Origin of the sequence: Streptomyces sp. NPDC059092 (assembly GCF_042756365.1) — a bacterium.
Lineage (GTDB): Bacteria > Actinomycetota > Actinomycetes > Streptomycetales > Streptomycetaceae > Streptomyces.
In genome coordinates, this window is record NZ_JBHZEJ010000111.1 from 1 (window position 1) to 16,427 (window position 16,427).

Annotated in this window: 16 protein-coding genes; 1 reads left to right on the plus strand and 15 read right to left on the minus strand. The window is 69.9% G+C overall.

The window, feature by feature from the left end:
* Positions 1–48: 48 nt before the first annotated feature.
* The 9 genes from pssA to ACFXPL_RS35720 form a co-directional block, all read right to left on the minus strand.
* Positions 49–903 (minus strand): CDP-diacylglycerol--serine O-phosphatidyltransferase, encoded by an 855-nt coding sequence (pssA, locus tag ACFXPL_RS35680; RefSeq protein WP_384927341.1) that lies wholly within the window; start codon positions 901–903, stop codon positions 49–51.
* A complete protein-coding gene (locus tag ACFXPL_RS35685) occupies positions 896–1,543 on the minus strand; it encodes a phosphatidylserine decarboxylase (protein WP_329827884.1) in 648 nt (215 codons plus the stop codon). Before ACFXPL_RS35685 ends, pssA begins: the two co-directional genes overlap by 8 nt.
* A 180-nt stretch (positions 1,544–1,723) precedes the next feature.
* Positions 1,724–2,929: an acyl-CoA dehydrogenase family protein gene (locus ACFXPL_RS35690; protein WP_384927327.1), complete on the minus strand. Its 1,206-nt coding sequence runs from the start codon at positions 2,927–2,929 to the stop codon at positions 1,724–1,726.
* Between the two features lie 4 nt (positions 2,930–2,933).
* Entirely contained in the window at positions 2,934–3,440 is a 507-nt protein-coding gene (locus tag ACFXPL_RS35695; protein ID WP_384927328.1) for a MaoC family dehydratase, read from the minus strand.
* Positions 3,441–3,443: 3 nt separating this feature from the next.
* Complete coding sequence (locus ACFXPL_RS35700) at positions 3,444–4,430, minus strand: HpcH/HpaI aldolase/citrate lyase family protein (protein WP_384927329.1); 987 nt, start codon at positions 4,428–4,430, stop codon at positions 3,444–3,446.
* Complete coding sequence (locus ACFXPL_RS35705) at positions 4,427–6,439, minus strand: protein meaA (protein WP_384927330.1); 2,013 nt, start codon at positions 6,437–6,439, stop codon at positions 4,427–4,429. The genes ACFXPL_RS35700 and ACFXPL_RS35705 overlap by 4 nt, the downstream gene beginning before the upstream one ends.
* A gap of 62 nt (positions 6,440–6,501) precedes the next feature.
* Positions 6,502–7,875: a crotonyl-CoA carboxylase/reductase gene (gene ccrA, locus ACFXPL_RS35710; protein ID WP_384927331.1), complete on the minus strand. Its 1,374-nt coding sequence runs from the start codon at positions 7,873–7,875 to the stop codon at positions 6,502–6,504.
* 393 nt (positions 7,876–8,268) lie between these two features.
* Positions 8,269–9,081: a TetR family transcriptional regulator gene (locus ACFXPL_RS35715; protein ID WP_384927332.1), complete on the minus strand. Its 813-nt coding sequence runs from the start codon at positions 9,079–9,081 to the stop codon at positions 8,269–8,271.
* A 145-nt stretch (positions 9,082–9,226) separates the two neighbouring features.
* The gene (locus tag ACFXPL_RS35720) at positions 9,227–11,008 is read right to left on the minus strand and encodes a 3-hydroxyacyl-CoA dehydrogenase family protein (RefSeq protein WP_384927333.1); all 1,782 of its coding nucleotides are present in this window, start codon (positions 11,006–11,008) and stop codon (positions 9,227–9,229) included.
* A 385-nt stretch (positions 11,009–11,393) separates the two neighbouring features.
* Between ACFXPL_RS35720 and ACFXPL_RS35725 the strand changes: the two genes are divergently transcribed.
* The gene (locus ACFXPL_RS35725; RefSeq protein ID WP_384927334.1) at positions 11,394–11,966 is read left to right on the plus strand and encodes an adenylosuccinate lyase; all 573 of its coding nucleotides are present in this window, start codon (positions 11,394–11,396) and stop codon (positions 11,964–11,966) included.
* Positions 11,967–12,014: 48 nt separating this feature from the next.
* Here ACFXPL_RS35725 and ACFXPL_RS35730 read toward each other — a convergent pair whose 3' ends face one another.
* From ACFXPL_RS35730 to ACFXPL_RS35755, 6 genes are all read right to left on the minus strand, one after another.
* Complete coding sequence (locus ACFXPL_RS35730) at positions 12,015–12,458, minus strand: NUDIX hydrolase (RefSeq protein WP_384927335.1); 444 nt, start codon at positions 12,456–12,458, stop codon at positions 12,015–12,017.
* Positions 12,459–12,477: 19 nt separating this feature from the next.
* A complete protein-coding gene (locus ACFXPL_RS35735) occupies positions 12,478–13,272 on the minus strand; it encodes an STM4013/SEN3800 family hydrolase (protein WP_384927336.1) in 795 nt (264 codons plus the stop codon).
* Complete coding sequence (locus ACFXPL_RS35740) at positions 13,269–13,766, minus strand: hypothetical protein (RefSeq protein ID WP_384927337.1); 498 nt, start codon at positions 13,764–13,766, stop codon at positions 13,269–13,271. The genes ACFXPL_RS35735 and ACFXPL_RS35740 overlap by 4 nt, the downstream gene beginning before the upstream one ends.
* Positions 13,759–14,394 carry a dTMP kinase gene (locus ACFXPL_RS35745; protein WP_384927338.1) on the minus strand — a complete coding sequence of 212 codons (636 nt, stop codon included), beginning with the start codon at positions 14,392–14,394 and terminating at the stop codon, positions 13,759–13,761. Before ACFXPL_RS35745 ends, ACFXPL_RS35740 begins: the two co-directional genes overlap by 8 nt.
* Positions 14,391–15,272, minus strand: coding sequence for a radical SAM protein (locus ACFXPL_RS35750; protein ID WP_384927339.1), 882 nt, complete (start codon positions 15,270–15,272; stop codon positions 14,391–14,393). Before ACFXPL_RS35750 ends, ACFXPL_RS35745 begins: the two co-directional genes overlap by 4 nt.
* Before the next feature lie 456 nt (positions 15,273–15,728).
* Positions 15,729–16,196: an ATP-binding protein gene (locus ACFXPL_RS35755; protein WP_384927340.1), complete on the minus strand. Its 468-nt coding sequence runs from the start codon at positions 16,194–16,196 to the stop codon at positions 15,729–15,731.
* Positions 16,197–16,427: the final 231 nt, after the last annotated feature.

The window sequence follows — 16,427 nt, forward strand, 5'->3', positions numbered from 1 at the left end:
GGCCCGGGCTGTTCGCCCGGGCCCCTTCCGTATGCCGTCCGCGCACCCTTACGGGAGCTGCGCCGCCCGTGCCTCGCGGCGGTTGCCGCGGAAGGTGTTCACCCGCCGTGCCGTGGCGAAGAGCGGGATCACCGCGCCCGTCACCACCTGGAGCGCACAGCCGGTCTGGAGCAGGAGCTGACCGCCGGGCGCGTCGAACGCCCACGCCGCCAGCAGCCCCATCGCGGCCACGATCCAGCTCAGCATGGCCACCGCGAGGATGCCCTGCGGCTTCGGGTACTCGACGCGGCTCACCATCAGCCACGCCACACCGACGATCGCGAGCGTCGTCGGTACGAAGGGCAGCTCCAGCAGCACGATCGAGACGACCGTCAGCGCGCCGAACGGGGACGGCATCCCCTGGAACATGCCGTCCTTCAGCGTCACGCAGGAGAATCTCGCGAGCCGCAGCACGACGGCCAGCAGCACCACGACCGCGGCCAGCGCCGAGACCCGTTGATGCGCGTCGTCCGCGACCATTCCGTACACCAGTACGAAATAGGCCGGTGCGAGGCCGAAGCTGATCAGGTCGGAGAGGTTGTCCAGCTCCGCGCCCATCGGCGAGCTGCGCAGCTTGCGCGCCACGAGTCCGTCGAGCAGGTCGAAGATCGCCGCGGCGAGCATCAGGATCACGGCGGTCGCGGCGGAGTGCCGCGCCATGCCGCTCTCGTCGCTGCCCGTGAGGTGCGGGATCAGGATGCCGGTCGTGGTGAAGTACACGGCCATGAAGCCGCAGGTGGCGTTACCCAGCGTGAGGGTGTCCGCTATCGACAGCCGCAGCGAGAGCGGCATGTCCTCGGCGTCGTCCTCTGCCTCGGCCTTCGACTCGGCGGCCCATCCGGCTTGTGTGTCGGGATCAATCACGGTCAATTCGAGTCACCCCTGCGGTCGTGGTCTGGCCGACCTCGACGGCGACCTCGACACCTTCCGGAAGGTAGATGTCGACGCGCGAGCCGAAGCGGATCAGGCCGATGCGCTCGCCCTGCTCCACCTTGGTCCCCTGAGGCAGGTACGGGACGATGCGCCGGGCCACCGCGCCGGCGATCTGCACCATCTCGATGTCACCCAGCTCGGTGTCGAAGTGCCAGACGACGCGCTCGTTGTTCTCGCTCTCCTTGTTGAACGCCGGGACGAACCCTCCGGGGATGTGCTCCACGGACGTCACGGTTCCCGCGAGGGGAGCGCGGTTGACATGGACGTTCAGCGGGCTCATGAAGATGGCGACCCGCGTACGGCCGTCCTTCCACGGCATGATGCTCTGCACCACACCGTCGGCCGGGGAGATGACCCGGCCCTGCGTGATCTCGCGCTCCGGGTCTCTGAAGAACCACAGCATGCCCGCCGCGAGCGCGGTGGCGGGCACAGCGAGGACTGCCGCACGCTTGGAGCTGCGCGCGCGGGCCAGTCCGATCGCCGCGGTGGCGACGGTCGGGAGAAGCCACGGCGATGCTCCGCGAGCGATGCGGACCCGGCCGCGTGGTGCAGAGGTTTGGCTGTGGGGCATGGATGACCTTCGTAGCGGATGATGCCGCGCTGGCAACGGGGGACGGCGGCTTTCCAGCGATGGTACTGGTTACAAGCCGCAACTGAGCAAGCCAGCACCCGAGTCGGGCGGCTTGAAGCCTGCGGCAGAGCAGTGCAGGGTGTGACTTTCTTCGCCGCCAAAGCGGTGCAAAGCCGATAATTAACCCTGGAATCGGTACTCCTCCAGCAGTCGGCGGCCGATGATCATTTTCTGGATCTCGGCGGTACCCTCGCCGATCAGCAGCATCGGTGCCTCGCGGTAGAGGCGCTCGATCTCGTACTCCTTGGAGAAGCCGTAACCGCCGTGGATCCGGAAGGCGTCCTCGACGACTTCCTTGCAGTACTCGGAGGCGAGGTACTTCGCCATCCCTGCCTCCAGGTCGTTTCGTTCCCCGGAGTCCTTTTTGCGTGCCGCGTTGACCATCATGGCATGGGCCGCCTCGACTTTGGTAGCCATCTCGGCCAGCTTGAACTGGATGGCCTGGTGCTGGGCGATCGGCCTGCCGAAAGTGTGACGCTGCTGGGCATACGAGACGCCCAGCTCGAAGGCGCGCTGAGCGACGCCGCAGCCACGCGCCGCGACATTCACCCGGCCCACTTCCACCCCGTCCATCATTTGGTAAAACCCTCGTCCAGTGGTCCCGCCGAGGACCCGATTGGCCGGAATGCGCACTCCGTCCATGATCAGCTCGGTGGTGTCGACCCCCTTGTACCCCATCTTGTCGATCTTCCCGGGGATGGTGAGCCCGGGCAGCACCTCCCCGAAACCGGGCTCCTTCTCCACCAGGAACGTGGTCATCGACCGGTGCGGAGCCGTGGACTCCGGGTGGCCCTCGTCCGTCCGGCACAACACCGCGACCAGGCTCGACGTGCCACCGTTGGTCAGCCACATCTTCTGACCGTTCAGTACGTACGCGTCCCCGTCCCTGACCCCCTTCGAGGTGATCGCGGAGACGTCGGAGCCCAGCCCCGGCTCCGACATCGAGAACGCGCCACGCACCGCGCCCTCCGCCATCCGGGGCAGGAACGCGTCCTTCTGTTCCTGGGTGCCGTGCTGCTTGAGCAGGTACGCCACGATGAAGTGGGTGTTGATGATGCCCGACACGGACATCCACCCCCGGGCGATCTCCTCCACGCAGAGCGCGTAGGTGAGCAGCGACTCGCCGAGACCGCCGTACTCCTCGGGGATCATCAGCCCGAACAGGCCGAGTTCCCGCAGGCCCTCGACGATCCGGGTGGGGTATTCGTCGCGGTGCTCCAGCTCGGTGGCGACCGGCAGGATCTCCTTGTCGACGAAGTCCCGCACGGTGGCCAGGATCTCCCGCTGGACCTCGGTCAGACCGGCGGTCTGGGCGAGTCGGCTCATGACGTCACTTCTCCTGGGGCTCGGGGCGGCCGGGCTGCTCGCCGCCGCGTTCCTTCACGTATGCGGCGGTCGGGACCATCACCTTGCGGCGGAAGACGCAGACGACCGTGCCGTCCTGCTTGTAGCCCTTGGTCTCCACGTACACGACGCCCCGGTCGCTCCGGGACCGCGACGGCGTCCTGTCCAGCACCAGCGTCTCGCCGTACAGCGTGTCGCCGTGGAAGGTCGGCGCCACGTGCCGCAGCGACTCCACCTCCAGATTGGCGATGGCCTTGCCCGACACGTCCGGCACCGACATGCCCAGCAGCAGCGAGTAGACGTAGTTGCCCACGACGACGTTCTTCCCGAAGTCCGTCGTGTTCTCCGCGTAATTGCTGTCCAGGTGCAGCGGATGGTGGTTCATGGTGAGCAGGCAGAACAGGTGGTCGTCGTACTCCGTGACCGTCTTGCCCGGCCAGTGCTTGTAGACCGCGCCGACCTCGAACTCCTCGAAGGTGCGTCCGAACCGCATCGCTCAGCCCTCCGGCGCTTCGAAGCTGGTGGTGCGCCGCATCCCCGCGGCCCGGCCCTTGCCCGAGATCACCAGCGCCATCTTCCGGCTGGCCTCGTCGATCATCTCGTCGCCGAGCATCGCCGAACCCTTCGCGCCGCCCGCCGCCGAGGTGTGCCACTCGTACGCGTCCAGGATCAGCTCGGCGTGGTCGTAGTCCTCCTGCGACGGCGAGAAGATCTCGTTGGACGCCTCGATCTGGCCCGGGTGCAGCACCCACTTGCCGTCGTAACCGAGCGCCGCCGCCCGGCCCGCCACCTCCCGGTACCCGTCCACATCACGGATCTGAAGGTACGGACCGTCGATCGCCTGGAGGTCATGGGTACGGGCAGCCATCAGGATGCGCATCAGAATGTAGTGATAGGCGTCGGCGCCATAGCCGGGCGGCTGCTCCCCGACCACCAGCGTCTTCATGTTGATCGAGGCCATGAAGTCGGCGGGACCGAAGACGATCGTCTCAAGACGCGGTGAGGCGGCGGCGATCTCGTCGACGTTCACCAGCCCCCTGGCGTTCTCGATCTGCGCCTCGATGCCGATCCGGCCGACCTCGAACCCCATCGTCCTCTCGATCTGGGTGAGCAGCAGGTCGAGGGCGATGATCTGCTGCGCGTCCTGGACCTTCGGCAGCATCAGACAGTCGAGGTTCTGCCCCGCGCCCTCCACGACCGTGATGACGTCGCGGTACGTCCAGTGCGTCGTCCAGTCGTTGACCCGTACGACGCGCGTCTTGCCCGTCCAGTCGCCCTTGTTGAGCGCGTCGACGATGGTGTGCCGGGCGCCCTCCTTGGCGAGCGGCGCGCACGCGTCCTCCAGATCGAGGAAGACCTGGTCGGCCGGGAGCCCCTGGGCCTTCTCCAGGAAACGCGGGTTGGAGCCCGGTACGGCGAGACACGAGCGGCGCGGACGCAGCCGGTTCCCGGCGGGGCTCTCGGGGGTGGCGGGCGCGGTCATGAGGGGACCTCCAAGGGGTCGAGTTTGTTCGCTGTCCTGATCTCGTCGACGATACGGCCGATGATCTCCGTGATCCCGAAGTCCTTCGGGGTGAAGACGGCGGCCACTCCGGCCGCCCGCAGCGCCTCGGCGTCGGCGTTCGGGATGATCCCGCCGACGATCACCGGCAGGTCGCCCGCGCCGGCCTCGCGCAGCCGCCCGAGCACATCGGGTACGAGCGCGGCGTGCGAGCCCGACAGGATCGACAGGCCCACACAGTGCACGTCCTCGGCGAGCGCGGCACCGACGATCTGCTCGGGTGTCAGCCTGATGCCCTGGTAGACCACCTCGAAGCCGGCGTCCCTGGCGCGTACGGCGATCTGCTCGGCCCCGTTGGAGTGCCCGTCCAGACCGGGCTTGCCGACCAGCAGCCGCAGCCGCCCCGAACCCAGCTCCGTCGCGGTCCTGGCCGCCTTCTCCCGTACGGCGGCGAGCGGCGTGCCGGGCTCGGCGGTCACCGCGACCGGCGCCCCGCCCACACCCGTGGGCGCGCGGAACTCGCCGAACACGTCGCGCAGCGCCCAGGACCACTCGCCGGTCGTCACCCCGGCGCGGGCGCACTCCAGGGTCGCCTCCATCAGATTGGCGGTGGAGGCGGCGGCCTTCTTGAGGGCGGTCAGCGCGTCGGTGGCGCGGGTCTCGTCCCGCGCGTCCCGCCAGGCACCCAGGGCCGCCACGACCCGGGCCTCGTTCGCCGGGTCGACCGTCATGATCGCCGCGTCGAGATCGGCGGTGAGCGGGCTGGGCTCGGTGGACTCGTAACAGTTGACGCCGACAATCCGCTCCTCGCCCGACTCGATCCGCGCCCGGCGCTCCGCGTGCGCGGACACGAGCCGTGACTTGAGATAGCCGGACTCGACGGCCGCCAGCACGCCGCCCATCTCCTCGATCCGGCCGATCTCCGCCAGCGCCCCCTCGGTCAGCTCCGCGACCTTGGCCTCGACGACGTGCGAGCCCTCGAAGAGGTCCGCGTACTCCAGCAGGTCGCTCTCGTCCGCCAGTACCTGCTGGATACGGAGCGACCACTGCTGGTCCCAGGGCCGTGGCAGCCCCAGCGCCTCGTTCCAGGCGGGGAGCTGGACGGCGCGGGCGCGGGCGTCCTTGGAGAGCGTCACGGCCAGCATCTCCAGGACGATGCGCTGCACGTTGTTCTCCGGCTGGGCCTCGGTCAGCCCCAGGGAGTTGACCTGGACCCCGTAGCGGAAGCGGCGCCGTTTGGCGTCCTCGATGCCGTACCGCTCCCGGGTGATCCCGTCCCAGATGCGGGAGAAGGCCCGCATCTTGCACATCTCCTCGACGAAGCGCACGCCCGCGTTGACGAAGAAGGAGATCCGCCCGACGACGTCCCCCCGGCGCTCCTCGGGGATCCGCCCTGACGCGAAGACCGCGTCGAGCACGGCGATCGCGGTGGACATCGCGTACGCGATCTCCTGGACCGGGGTCGCCCCCGCCTCCTGGAGGTGGTAGCTGCAGATGTTGATGGGGTTCCACCGGGGCAGGTGGTTCACCGTGTACGTGATCATGTCCGTGGTCAGCCGCAGACTGGGCACCGGCGGGAAGACGTGCGTCCCGCGCGACAGGTACTCCTTGACGATGTCGTTCTGCGTCGTGCCCTGGAGCGCGGCCGGATCCGCGCCCTGCTCCTCCGCGACCACCTGGTAGAGCGCCAGCAGCCACATGGCCGTGGCGTTGATGGTCATCGACGTGTTGGTGCGCTCCAGGGGGATGTCCTGGAAGAGCCGGCGCATGTCGCCGAGGTGGGAGACCGGCACCCCGACCCGGCCGACCTCGCCGCGGGCGAGGACGTGGTCCGGGTCGTAGCCGGTCTGGGTCGGCAGGTCGAAGGCGACGGACAGGCCGGTCTGGCCCTTGGCGAGGTTGCGCCGGTACAGCTCGTTGGACGCCTCGGCGGTCGAGTGACCGGCGTACGTCCGCATGAGCCAGGGCCGGTCCTTCTGACGATCGGTCATGTGGAACCTCAGACATTCAGACGGTCGGGCGTTCAGGCGGGGTGTGTCGGACAGGGGGCGTGTCAGACGTCCCGGCGGTGCCGCACGGCCGGCTCCGCCGGTGCGTCGCGGAAGCGGTTGATGGCGTCGAGGTGACGGGCCCGCAGCTCCTCGTCGCGCACACCCAGCCCCTCGCGCGGGGCCAGCGCCAGCACGCCGACCTTGCCCTGGTGCCGGTTGCTGTGGACGTCGTACGCGGCCTGGCCGGTGTCCTCCAGCGCGTACACCTTCGACAGGGTCGGGTGGATCTTCCCCCTGGCGACGAGGCGGTTGGCCTCCCACGCCTCGCGGTAGTTGGCGAAGTGGGAGCCGACGATCCGCTTGAGCGACATCCACAGGTAGCGGTTGTCGTACTCATGGGTGTAGCCGGAGGTGGAGGCGCAGGTGACGACCGTGCCCCCCTTGCGGGTGACGTACACACTGGCGCCGAACGTCTCGCGTCCCGGGTGTTCGAAGACGATGTCCACGTCCTCGCCGCCGGTCAGCTCGCGGATGTGCTTGCCGAACCGTTTCCACTCGCGCGGGTCCTGGTGGTGTTCGTCCTTCCAGAACCGGTACTCCCCGGCGGTCCTGTCGATGATCGCCTCGGCGCCCATCCGCCGGCAGAGTTCGGCCTTGTGGTCGCTGGACACGACACAGACCGGGTTCGCCCCGCCGGCGAGTGCGAACTGTGTGGCGTACGAGCCGAGTCCTCCGCTCGCGCCCCAGATCAGCACGTTGTCCCCCTGCTTCATCCCGGCTCCGTTGCGGGAAACGAGCTGGCGGTACGCGGTCGAGTTCACGAGTCCGGGCGCCGCCGCCTCCTCCCAGCTCAGATGCTGGGGCTTGGGCATGAGCTGATTGGACTTCACCAGCGCCAGCTCCGCAAGACCGCCGAAGTTGGTCTCGAACCCCCAGATCCGCTGTTCGGGGTCGAGCATCGTGTCGTTGTGTCCGTCGGACGACTCCAGCTCGACGGAGAGGCAGTGCGCGACGACCTCGTCCCCGGGGTGCCAGGCGTTGACGCCGGGTCCGGTACGCAGCACGACGCCCGCCAGGTCGGAGCCGATGACGTGGTACGGCAGGTCGTGCCGCCTGGTGAGGTCGCTGAGCCTGCCGTACCGCTCCAGGAACGCGAAGGTCGGCAGGGGCTCGAAGATCGAGGTCCAGACGGAGTTGTAATTCACGGAACTGGCCATGACGGCCACGAGGGCCTCACCCGGGCCGAGTTCGGGCACCGGCACCTCGTCGAGGTGGAGCGAGGCGCGGGGGTCCTTCTCCCGGGTGGTCAGACCCGCGAACATCTCCGTCTCGTCCTTGTGCACGGTCACCGCGCGGTACGAGCCGGGGAGGGGCAGTGCGGCGAAGTCGGCGGACGTGGCGTCCGGCGACTGGATCGCGTCCAGGATGTCCTTCACGGTGGTGCCTCCGGCGAAGCTGGGATGCGAATGCGGGGTCGCTTGCGTGACTGCGGTGGAGGTGTGCCGTCGGTTCGGCGGGTCTGGCGGGGGTCTGGCCGGCGCGGCGGTGGATCTGCCGCTGGGACGGCGCCGGGTGGGCGCGCGGAGGTGCGGTGCCTGTGACGCAGGCGTCCGGGCGCACAAGCGGGATCGCTTGCGGGAACAGCCGGACAACATCAACGTATGGCACCCTGTGACACCTGGCAAGGCACTGGGTGCCATTTTTCTGTCTCAGTTGTCAGGCGCGTGGCACACATGAGCCATCTCTACCGCCCGGACGCCGGTGCGTATCACTTCCCGGCGGGGTGAAGCCGGTACGGGGTGGGGTCGGGCGGGCCTCGCGGGTGGGGATCACGCGTCCTTGAGGGCCCGCTGGATCGCGCGCATGACCTCGTCCAGCGGCGCGTCCGTCCGCGCCACCGTGACCAGCACGTCCCCGCTGGTGCGGGCCGACGCGGCCGGCCGCTGCGGCGCCCGGCCCATGGCCCGGCCCGCGCCGATCCCCGTGCCGAAGGTGTCACGGACGATCGCGAAGGCGTGGTCGAGCTGCCCCTCGACGTCGCCCTGGCCGCCGGCCCGCAGCCAGCGGCGCAGCACATGGTTGTGCGCGGTGACGACGGCGGACGCGGCCACCTCGGCGAGCAGCGGGTCGTCATTGCCGTCGGTGTGGTCGCGCTCGTCGAAATGGCCCAGCAGATAGCGGGTGAACAGCCGCTCGTAGCGGGCCACCGAGGCGATCTCCCGCTCCCGGAGCGTGGGCACCTCGCGGGTCAGCCGGTAGCGCTCCACGGAGACCGCGGGGGAGGCCGCGTACATCCGCATGACCTCCTTGATGCCCCGGCAGACCGTGTCGAGCGGGTGCTCGTGGGCCGGCGCGGCGTTCAGCACCGCCTCCGCCCGAACGAGGGTGTCGTCGTGGTCCGGGAAGATCGCCTCTTCCTTGGAGCGGAAGTGCCGGAAGAAGGTGCGTCGCGCGACCCCGGCGGTGGCGGCGATCTCGTCGACGGTCGTCGCCTCGTACCCCTTGGTCGCGAACAGTTCCATGGCCGCCGCGGCCAGCTCGCGGCGCATCTTCAGCCGCTGGGCGGCGGCACGGGTGCCCGCCGCGCTCTCCGGGGCGTCGGACCGGGTGCTCGTACGGGAGGACTTGGCGGGCTGGGACATGAGGTGAACGTACTGCATCGGCGCAGGAGAGCGCGCCGGAGGCCCCGGACCGCCCGGCTCGGGACCGCCCGTATCCCGAGCGCCTAGCTCCGGGCCGCCCCGCCCCGGGCCGGGCGGCTCCGGACCGCCCCGCCCCGCGCCCGGGTCAGCGCCGCCCGTACTCGCGGAAGCCGCGTCCCGTCTTGCGTCCCAGGCACCCCGCCGCCACGAGATGTTCCAGCAGCGGCGCCGGGGCCAGCCCGGGGTCGCGGAACTCACGGTGCAGGACGCGTTCGATGGCGAGCGAGACATCGAGGCCGACCACGTCGAGCAGTTCGAAGGGGCCCATCGGATAGCCGCCGCCCAGCTTCATCGCGGCGTCGATGTCGTCGGGCGTCGCGTAGTGCTCCTCGACCATCTTCACCGCGTTGTTCAGATACGGGAACAGCAGCGCGTTCACGATGAAACCGGCCCGGTCGCCGCACTCCACCGGGTGCTTGCGGACGGTGGCCGCCACCTCGCGGACGGTGGCGTGGGCCTCGTCGCAGGTGAGGACCGTACGGACCACCTCGACCAGCTTCATCGCCGGGGCGGGGTTGAAGAAGTGCATGCCGACGACATCCTCCGGACGCGAGGTGGCACGGGCGCAGGCCACCACCGGGAGCGAGGAGGTCGTGGTGGCCAGCACCGCGCCGGGCCGGCAGACCTTGTCCAGCGTGGCGAAGAGCCGCCGCTTGACCTCCAGGTCCTCGGCCACCGCCTCGACGGCGAGATCCACCTCGGCGAGCGCGTCCGGCGAACCGGCCGGCACGATCCGCGCGAGCGCGGCGTCCCGGGCCCCGGCGCTGATCCTGCCTCTGGAGACCGAACGGGCGAGGGAGGCCGCGATCCGGTCCCGGGCCGCCGCGGCCTTCTCCGGGCTCCGGGCGACGAGCACCACGTCGTACCCCGCCACGGCGAAGACCTCCGCGATCCCGCTCGCCATCGTGCCGGAGCCCACGACGCCGACCGAGGCGACCTGACGGCCGGGGACGGCGCCCGCGGCGGGGGAGGGGGTGAGCGCGTCCGGCATGGCGACGGCGCTGCCCGGCGCCTCGTACGTGTAGAAGCCGCGCCCCGACTTCCGGCCCGTCAGTCCGGCGTCGCTGAGCTGCCGCAGGACCGGCGCGGGGGCGTGCAGCCGGTCCTGCGAGGCCGCGTACATCGCGTCCAGCACGGTACGGGCGGTGTCGATGCCGATCAGGTCGAGCAGCGCCAGCGGCCCCATCGGCAGCCCGCAGCCCAGCCGCATGGCCGCGTCGATGTCCTCCCGGGAGGCGTACGCGCACTCGTACATCGCGGCGGCCTGGTTGAGGTAGCCAAAGAGCAGCCCGTCCGCGACGAAGCCGGGCCGGTCGCCCACCGCGACGGGCTCCTTGCCCAGTTCGCGGGCGAGCGCCGTGACGGCGGCGACGGCCCGGTCCGCGGTGAGCACCGAGGAGACCACCTCGACCAGCTTCATCGCCGGGGCCGGATTGAAGAAGTGCAGGCCGAGCACGCGCTCGGGGTGGGCCGATTCGGCGGCGAGCCGGGTCACCGAGAGCGCGTTGGTGCCGGTGGCGAGGACGGCGGTGGGCGCGACGATGCCGTCCAGCGCGCGCAGGACCCCCAGCTTGGTCTCGTACGACTCGGGCACCACCTCGATCACCAGGCCGGCGTCGGCTGCGGCGCGCAGGTCGGAGAAGGTACGGAACCGCGCGAGGACGGTCCGCCGCTCCGCCGCGCTGATCCGGCCGCGCGCGACGGCCCGCGCGGTGGACGCCTCCAGGGACAGGGCCGCCCGGCGGGCGGCGGCGTCGCTGATGTCGATGCCGATGACCTCGCGGCCCGCCCGGGCCAGGACCTCGGCGATGCCGGTTCCCATCGTGCCGAGGCCGACGACGGCGATGGTGGAGAGAGGGATGTCCATCAGGGGACTCCAGGGGTGAGTGACGACTGACCGAGGGGCGCGCGGGCGCGGAGCGCGGCGGGCGCGTGGGCCGGCGTGCGGGCACGCGGCGGAAGCACGGCACAAGGAAGCGTGGGAGAGAGGCGGCGGGCCCTGTTCCGGGGCCACGCCGTACCGCGGTGCTGAACCGACAGCACCGCCGACAGGCACTCACGACGGCTGCGTCACCAGGCCTTCGCGAGCAGCGGAAAGTATCCGCTCATCTGAGGTTAACCCACCGGTAACGAGCGCGCCAGAGCTGGGGCGCTGTGCCCTGTGTCACCCGGCCGGCGCGCACCCCCGCAGCCGCCAAGAGTGGCCGGTCGGGCCGTAGTTGCCGCTGGTGAGTGCCGATATCCTTGCCCCCATGGACGAGGACTTCCGCTCGCTCGCCGACCGGACGAAGGACGAGTCCGGGGGTTCCCTCGCGTACCAGCGGCTGATCCGTACCGACGACAGGGAAACGCTGGCCGGCGTGCTCGTCGAGCGCGGGCAGCCCCTGTGGGCGCTGGAGATCGCCGCCTTCCGGCTCGGCTGCGCCGGTGACGCGCGGGCCTTCGAAGCACTGGTGCTGCTCCTCAACCACCGCGACCCGGAGCGGTGCGTCTGCGCCTCGTACGCCCTGGCCCGGCTCGGCGACCCCCGCACCGCCCGGGCCGCCGCCGCCCTCGCCACCAACGGGCTCCGTACGGCCTACGCGCTGCACCCCGTACGGCTGCTCACCGAGCTACGGGCCCCCGAGTCCGTACCGGCGCTGATCACCACACTGCAACGCCTGCTGGCCCCGGACGAACCGCACTGGCGCGTCGCACTCGCCTGTGTCGAGGGGCTGGGCCGACTCGGCGACAACCGCGCGCGCCCGGTCCTGACGGCGGCCAGGGACCACCCCCGGTTGGCGGCTGCGGCCGGCGAGGCGCTCGCGCGCATTCCCCGCGCCTGACCTCCTTCTGTGCTCAGGTCGGGGGACGGCGTCAGGGGTTCGCTCCCCTCAGGCTGCGGTGACCTGCTGGGCCAGCAGCAGCGCGAGCGGGCCCCCCTGAAGCAGGAAGCGTCCCTCGGTGGCGGCTCGGATTGCGTCAGGCGTCGGCCACCATGTGAGTTTGAAGTTCTCTTCGCTGGGCGTGAGCTGCTGTGGGCCGCAGGTGAGACCTTCGGCCAGGAAAAGGTGGATGCGGGCAGTGGAGTTCAGGGTGATGGCGTACGAGCCGAGGGGCCGCCAGGTCTGGGCGGTGACGCCGGCTTCCTCGCGCAGCTCGCGCCGCGCGCATTCCTCCGGTGTCTCGTCACCCTCCCGGCGCCCTCCGGGCAGGAACATGTACTCGCCGCCGTGCCGGGGGAATTCGGCGGTCAGGACGGCGACCACGCCGTCCGCGTCTCGGGCCACGATGACGGAGGCGTCGCACGTTGCCCCCCGCTGGGATGTGTCGGTCATGGCCCGGGAGCGTAGCCGCCTACTCTGACAGCCAGGCGGCGAACGGCACGTTGAGAACGGTGGGATGAGCAATGCCACGGCCGTGGTAGCCGTCCTCGCCGAAGGCGTCGCCGTGATCGGCGCACATGATGATCAGCCACCTCTTCTTGCTGGTGAGTCCGCCGACCAGGCGGCCGAGGTGTTCGTCCGTGTAGGCGAGCGCGGCAGCCTGGGAGTGCCAGGAGTCGACGCTGTTGCCGGTGTAGTGGCCGTGGGGGACGTGGGTGGCGGAGACATTGACGAACAGGAACAGTTGCCCGTTGGCGTGCTGCTCGGCGACGGTCAGGGCGTGGTCGACCTGGTGACGCGTGGAGTCGGGCTCGGGGGAGCAGAACTCGGGCCGCCAGTGGTCCTCGTGGAACAGGTCGGGCAGCACCGACCCGAGCGGCGTCTCCCGTGAGAAGTAGGTCACGCCACCGATACACACGGTGCGGTATCCGTGCTGGGCGAGCCCGGTGAGGAGGTTCGGCGCGTCGAAGACGAACGTACCCGCGTCGACGGCCTTGAACGCGGGCGGGCGGCACTCCCACAGTCGCGGCGGCTGTACGGGCTGCGGGAGCTTGGGCAGGAAACCGGAGAAGAACGCGATGTGCGCGGGGAGGGTGAAGGTGCCGGGGGTACGGCGTTCCTCCCACACACCGCCCGGCAGGATCTTCGCCAGGCGCGGGGTCTGACCAGCGTGCAGGGCCGCGCGTGCGACGTCGTGGCGCAGGGAGTCCAGGGTGACGAACAGGATGCTGGTCTGGCTTCGGATGACCTCGGCAGCGTCGATCACAGCGTCTCCACCAGGTCGCGGCGTTCGGTGATGCGGCCCTTGGCCTGGCCGTTCACCGGGATGGGAACCCGGTCGGAGGCGATCATCTCCCGCAGCCTGGCCAGGCAGGTGTCCTCGGTGACCGGCCGACAGGCCGCGTCGTAGAGACGGATCGTGACGGTCTGCCGCCCGCCGCCGTCGGTCGTGGTCAGCAGGGCTCCGGGGACGCCCCCGAGTTCCTTCATGGCATGCAGGAGCTGGACTTCGTCGGCCGTGCCGAGGTTGGAGACCTGGCAGCCGAAGTGCTCGGCGTTGATGGCCCCCTGGCAGAACCGCTGGTAGAACTCGTCCGTGGCGGGGTGGCTGTCGTGGGCCACTGCCATCTGCCGGGCCCGGCAGACCACGACGAAGCAGGCGGCGACCCACCAGGCCACGCTCTCGTGGATCTCGCCCGGGAACGCGCCGGCGACGCGGCCGTCACGGATGACGGCATCGGTGTCGATCGGGTTAAGCACGCCTTCCCTCCAGGTGCTTGACGATGATGTCGGCCAGCTCATCCGGACTACGGTCGTCGGTGGGGAGCGTGACCATGCTCGGATCGGTCTCGGCGACGGACTGGAAGTTCTCCCTGAGCCGGGCAAGGCGTCCAGGGACGTCGAACAGGTCGGTGTCGTCCTGCTTCACGTCCGTCTTGGTGCCCATCCGCTCCCTCAACGAGCTGTCGGAGATGACGAGGTAGAACGTGGCGTCCGGCGCCACGAGATAGGGCAGGAACGGGGCGATCAGCTCGCGCACCTGATCCAAGCCCACCTGGTTGACGGCGGCGTGGCAGGCCATGACCGAGGAGGCGTACCGGTCCGCGATCACCGGCCCCGTGCCGAGGTGCTGTCGTACGGCATCGGAGACGTGCAAGAGGCCGGAGAGGTAGAAGGCGAACTGCGGAAGCGGCCGAAGCTCCCGGTTGACCGTGTCGGAGCAGCCGGTGTGCGGATCGGTGAGGGTGTGGATCGCCGTGGCGCCGAGCCGCTTGGCCAGCAGGCGGGCGAGCGTCGACTTCCCGACTCCTGAGACGCCCTCCAGGACCACGAACGGACCCTGGCGTTCATCTGTCCCGGGCGTGTACGGGGCGCGCAGAGGGCTCACAGGGTGCCCTCAGTGAAGGCGGCTACGTGCTGGGCCACGGCAGGGGGGACCGCCTCCGGATCGGCCAGGAGCGGCCGGATGTCCATGCGCAAGTCCTCCCGCAGTAAGCAGGGCTGAATTCCGCCGGCGTGGTCCATGCGCAGGGCCCAGAAGCCCTCCACGCACTTGGCCTTCACCGGGCAGGTGCCGCACTGTCCGACGTGGTGGCGGCCCAGTTCGCGTTGGATGACGTCGATCTCGATCCCGTCGATGCGGAAGATCCGCCGCCCCTGGCCGGTGCCTGAGACTTCTGTCTCCTCCTCGCCGGTCAGGGAGCGCAGGTGGTCGATGATGCCCCGGGCCCCGACGGCCGAGGCTTTCCGCTCGGCGTTGAAGTCGGTGTCCACCAGCTCGATGAACTGCACCGGCAGCCTGCGCTCCAGGGCGAAGGAGAGGATGTCGCGCAGCTCGTGCTCATTCTCGCGCTGGATGAGTGTGTTCAGCTCCACCCGCTCGAACATCTCGCGAGCGGCCTCGATGCCGTCCAGGACAGTCGCGATGCCGGAGCGGGTCTGGGCGATGGCCCGGAAGGACTCGTCCGACAAGTAGTGCAGGGAGACCTTCACCTTGTCCAGGCTGGTCGTGGCGAGCCAGTCCTGATGCATGCGCACCAGCAGCCCGTTGGTGATCAGCGTGTAGGACGCGTCCGGGCCGTCGACGGGGAGCTGAGTGAGAACCGGTCGCGCCAGCTTGGAGGCCAGCGGCTCGCCGCCGGTGAAGTAGACCCGCTTCAGACCGGCGCCGAGCAGCCCGCGCAGGACGTTCACGTAGTCGTCGGCAGTCAGTTCGCGGGCGCGGGGCTTGGCATCCCGGTGCAGGTGAGTGAACGGCGGCGGCACGTCGCCCTCGTTGTGGCAGAACCAGCACTTCAGATTGCAGGTGGGGGTCAGCGAGACCCTGAGCTGTCCGCGCAGTTCCGCAGCGCGGTCCAGTCCACGTCGGTTTTTGGGAGCGGAACGGTCAAGACCTGCTCCTTTCGTGGGGCATACGTCAGGTTCTGGTGTGTTGGTCGGCCTCGGGCTGAGGCCGGCAAGGAGGAGCAGGGACGTCCCCCGCCCGGGGCGGTCTAAGGGGCAGCGCCGTGGGGGTGGGTCACTGCGGGCCCCTGGCCCTGGGCGTGCAGACCGGGGCGCAGGCCCACAGGCGGAACAGCTTTCCTCCGTGGCGTATGTCGCCCAGGACGCGGCCGGAGGCGCCCAGGCGAACGTTGCACAGGGCGCAGTCCATCGCCATCTGCTGGCGAGGGCGCAGGCTGGCGACATCCGGCAGGGGCGAACCCGCCGTGGGCTGGACGGTCACTGCTCGGCCTTGATGAGGAGTTGGGCCCACACGCATTTGCCCCAGTAGCGGCGTGGTGACCCCAGACGGTCGTACCCCCACCGGTCGGCCATCGCGTCCACCAGGATCAGACCTCGGCCGCCGTCCCCCCAGTCCGAAGGAGCCCGCAGCGTCGGCAGACGGTCAGCGGCCCGGTCCACGACCGCGACGTACACCTGGTCATCGGCCGGGCGCTCGATGATCAAACGTGCGCTGGTGCCCGTGCCGTGCACGACAGCGTTGGTGAACAGCTCCGACACGATCGTGACGGCCGTCTCACGTGTCTCGTTGCCGATGCCCCAGCACTCCAATGACCTGCACACGGCGAGCCGGGCGACGGACACGGACTGCTCAACGCGGGCCAGGGTCGTGCTGTAGCCGGGGTGGCCGGACGGACGCGGGGTGAGCGGGGGAAGGGAAGGTGGTTTTGCCAGGGGCGTGGTCATTGGTGCCTCGCTGCTGTGGTCGATTTCGTCCGCGGCTGCGCCCAAGGAGAACCAGGCACAGCCAGGTCGTACACGACACCTAACCGAGAGTTACTGCCTCCGGGGTAGGCGATACGACGAGCCGCCGACTCACAGCCCCTAGGGCGTGTCCGTAATGTCAGTCGGGGAGCCATAGTCGCAGGCAGGCGATGGTGACCAGGGCTTTGTAGTGGCGGGCTCGTTTGTCGTAGC

Coding starts and splice junctions, on each gene's coding strand:
- ACFXPL_RS35685 (WP_329827884.1), bottom strand. CDS start 1,543: ATGCCCCACAGCCAAACCTCTGCACCACGCGGCCGGGTCCGCATCGCT.
- ACFXPL_RS35690 (WP_384927327.1), bottom strand. CDS start 2,929: ATGAGCCGACTCGCCCAGACCGCCGGTCTGACCGAGGTCCAGCGGGAG.
- ACFXPL_RS35695 (WP_384927328.1), bottom strand. CDS start 3,440: ATGCGGTTCGGACGCACCTTCGAGGAGTTCGAGGTCGGCGCGGTCTAC.
- ACFXPL_RS35700 (WP_384927329.1), bottom strand. CDS start 4,430: ATGACCGCGCCCGCCACCCCCGAGAGCCCCGCCGGGAACCGGCTGCGT.
- ACFXPL_RS35705 (WP_384927330.1), bottom strand. CDS start 6,439: ATGACCGATCGTCAGAAGGACCGGCCCTGGCTCATGCGGACGTACGCC.
- ACFXPL_RS35715 (WP_384927332.1), bottom strand. CDS start 9,081: ATGTCCCAGCCCGCCAAGTCCTCCCGTACGAGCACCCGGTCCGACGCC.
- ACFXPL_RS35720 (WP_384927333.1), bottom strand. CDS start 11,008: ATGGACATCCCTCTCTCCACCATCGCCGTCGTCGGCCTCGGCACGATG.
- ACFXPL_RS35725 (WP_384927334.1), top strand. CDS start 11,394: ATGGACGAGGACTTCCGCTCGCTCGCCGACCGGACGAAGGACGAGTCC.
- ACFXPL_RS35730 (WP_384927335.1), bottom strand. CDS start 12,458: ATGACCGACACATCCCAGCGGGGGGCAACGTGCGACGCCTCCGTCATC.
- ACFXPL_RS35755 (WP_384927340.1), bottom strand. CDS start 16,196: ATGACCACGCCCCTGGCAAAACCACCTTCCCTTCCCCCGCTCACCCCG.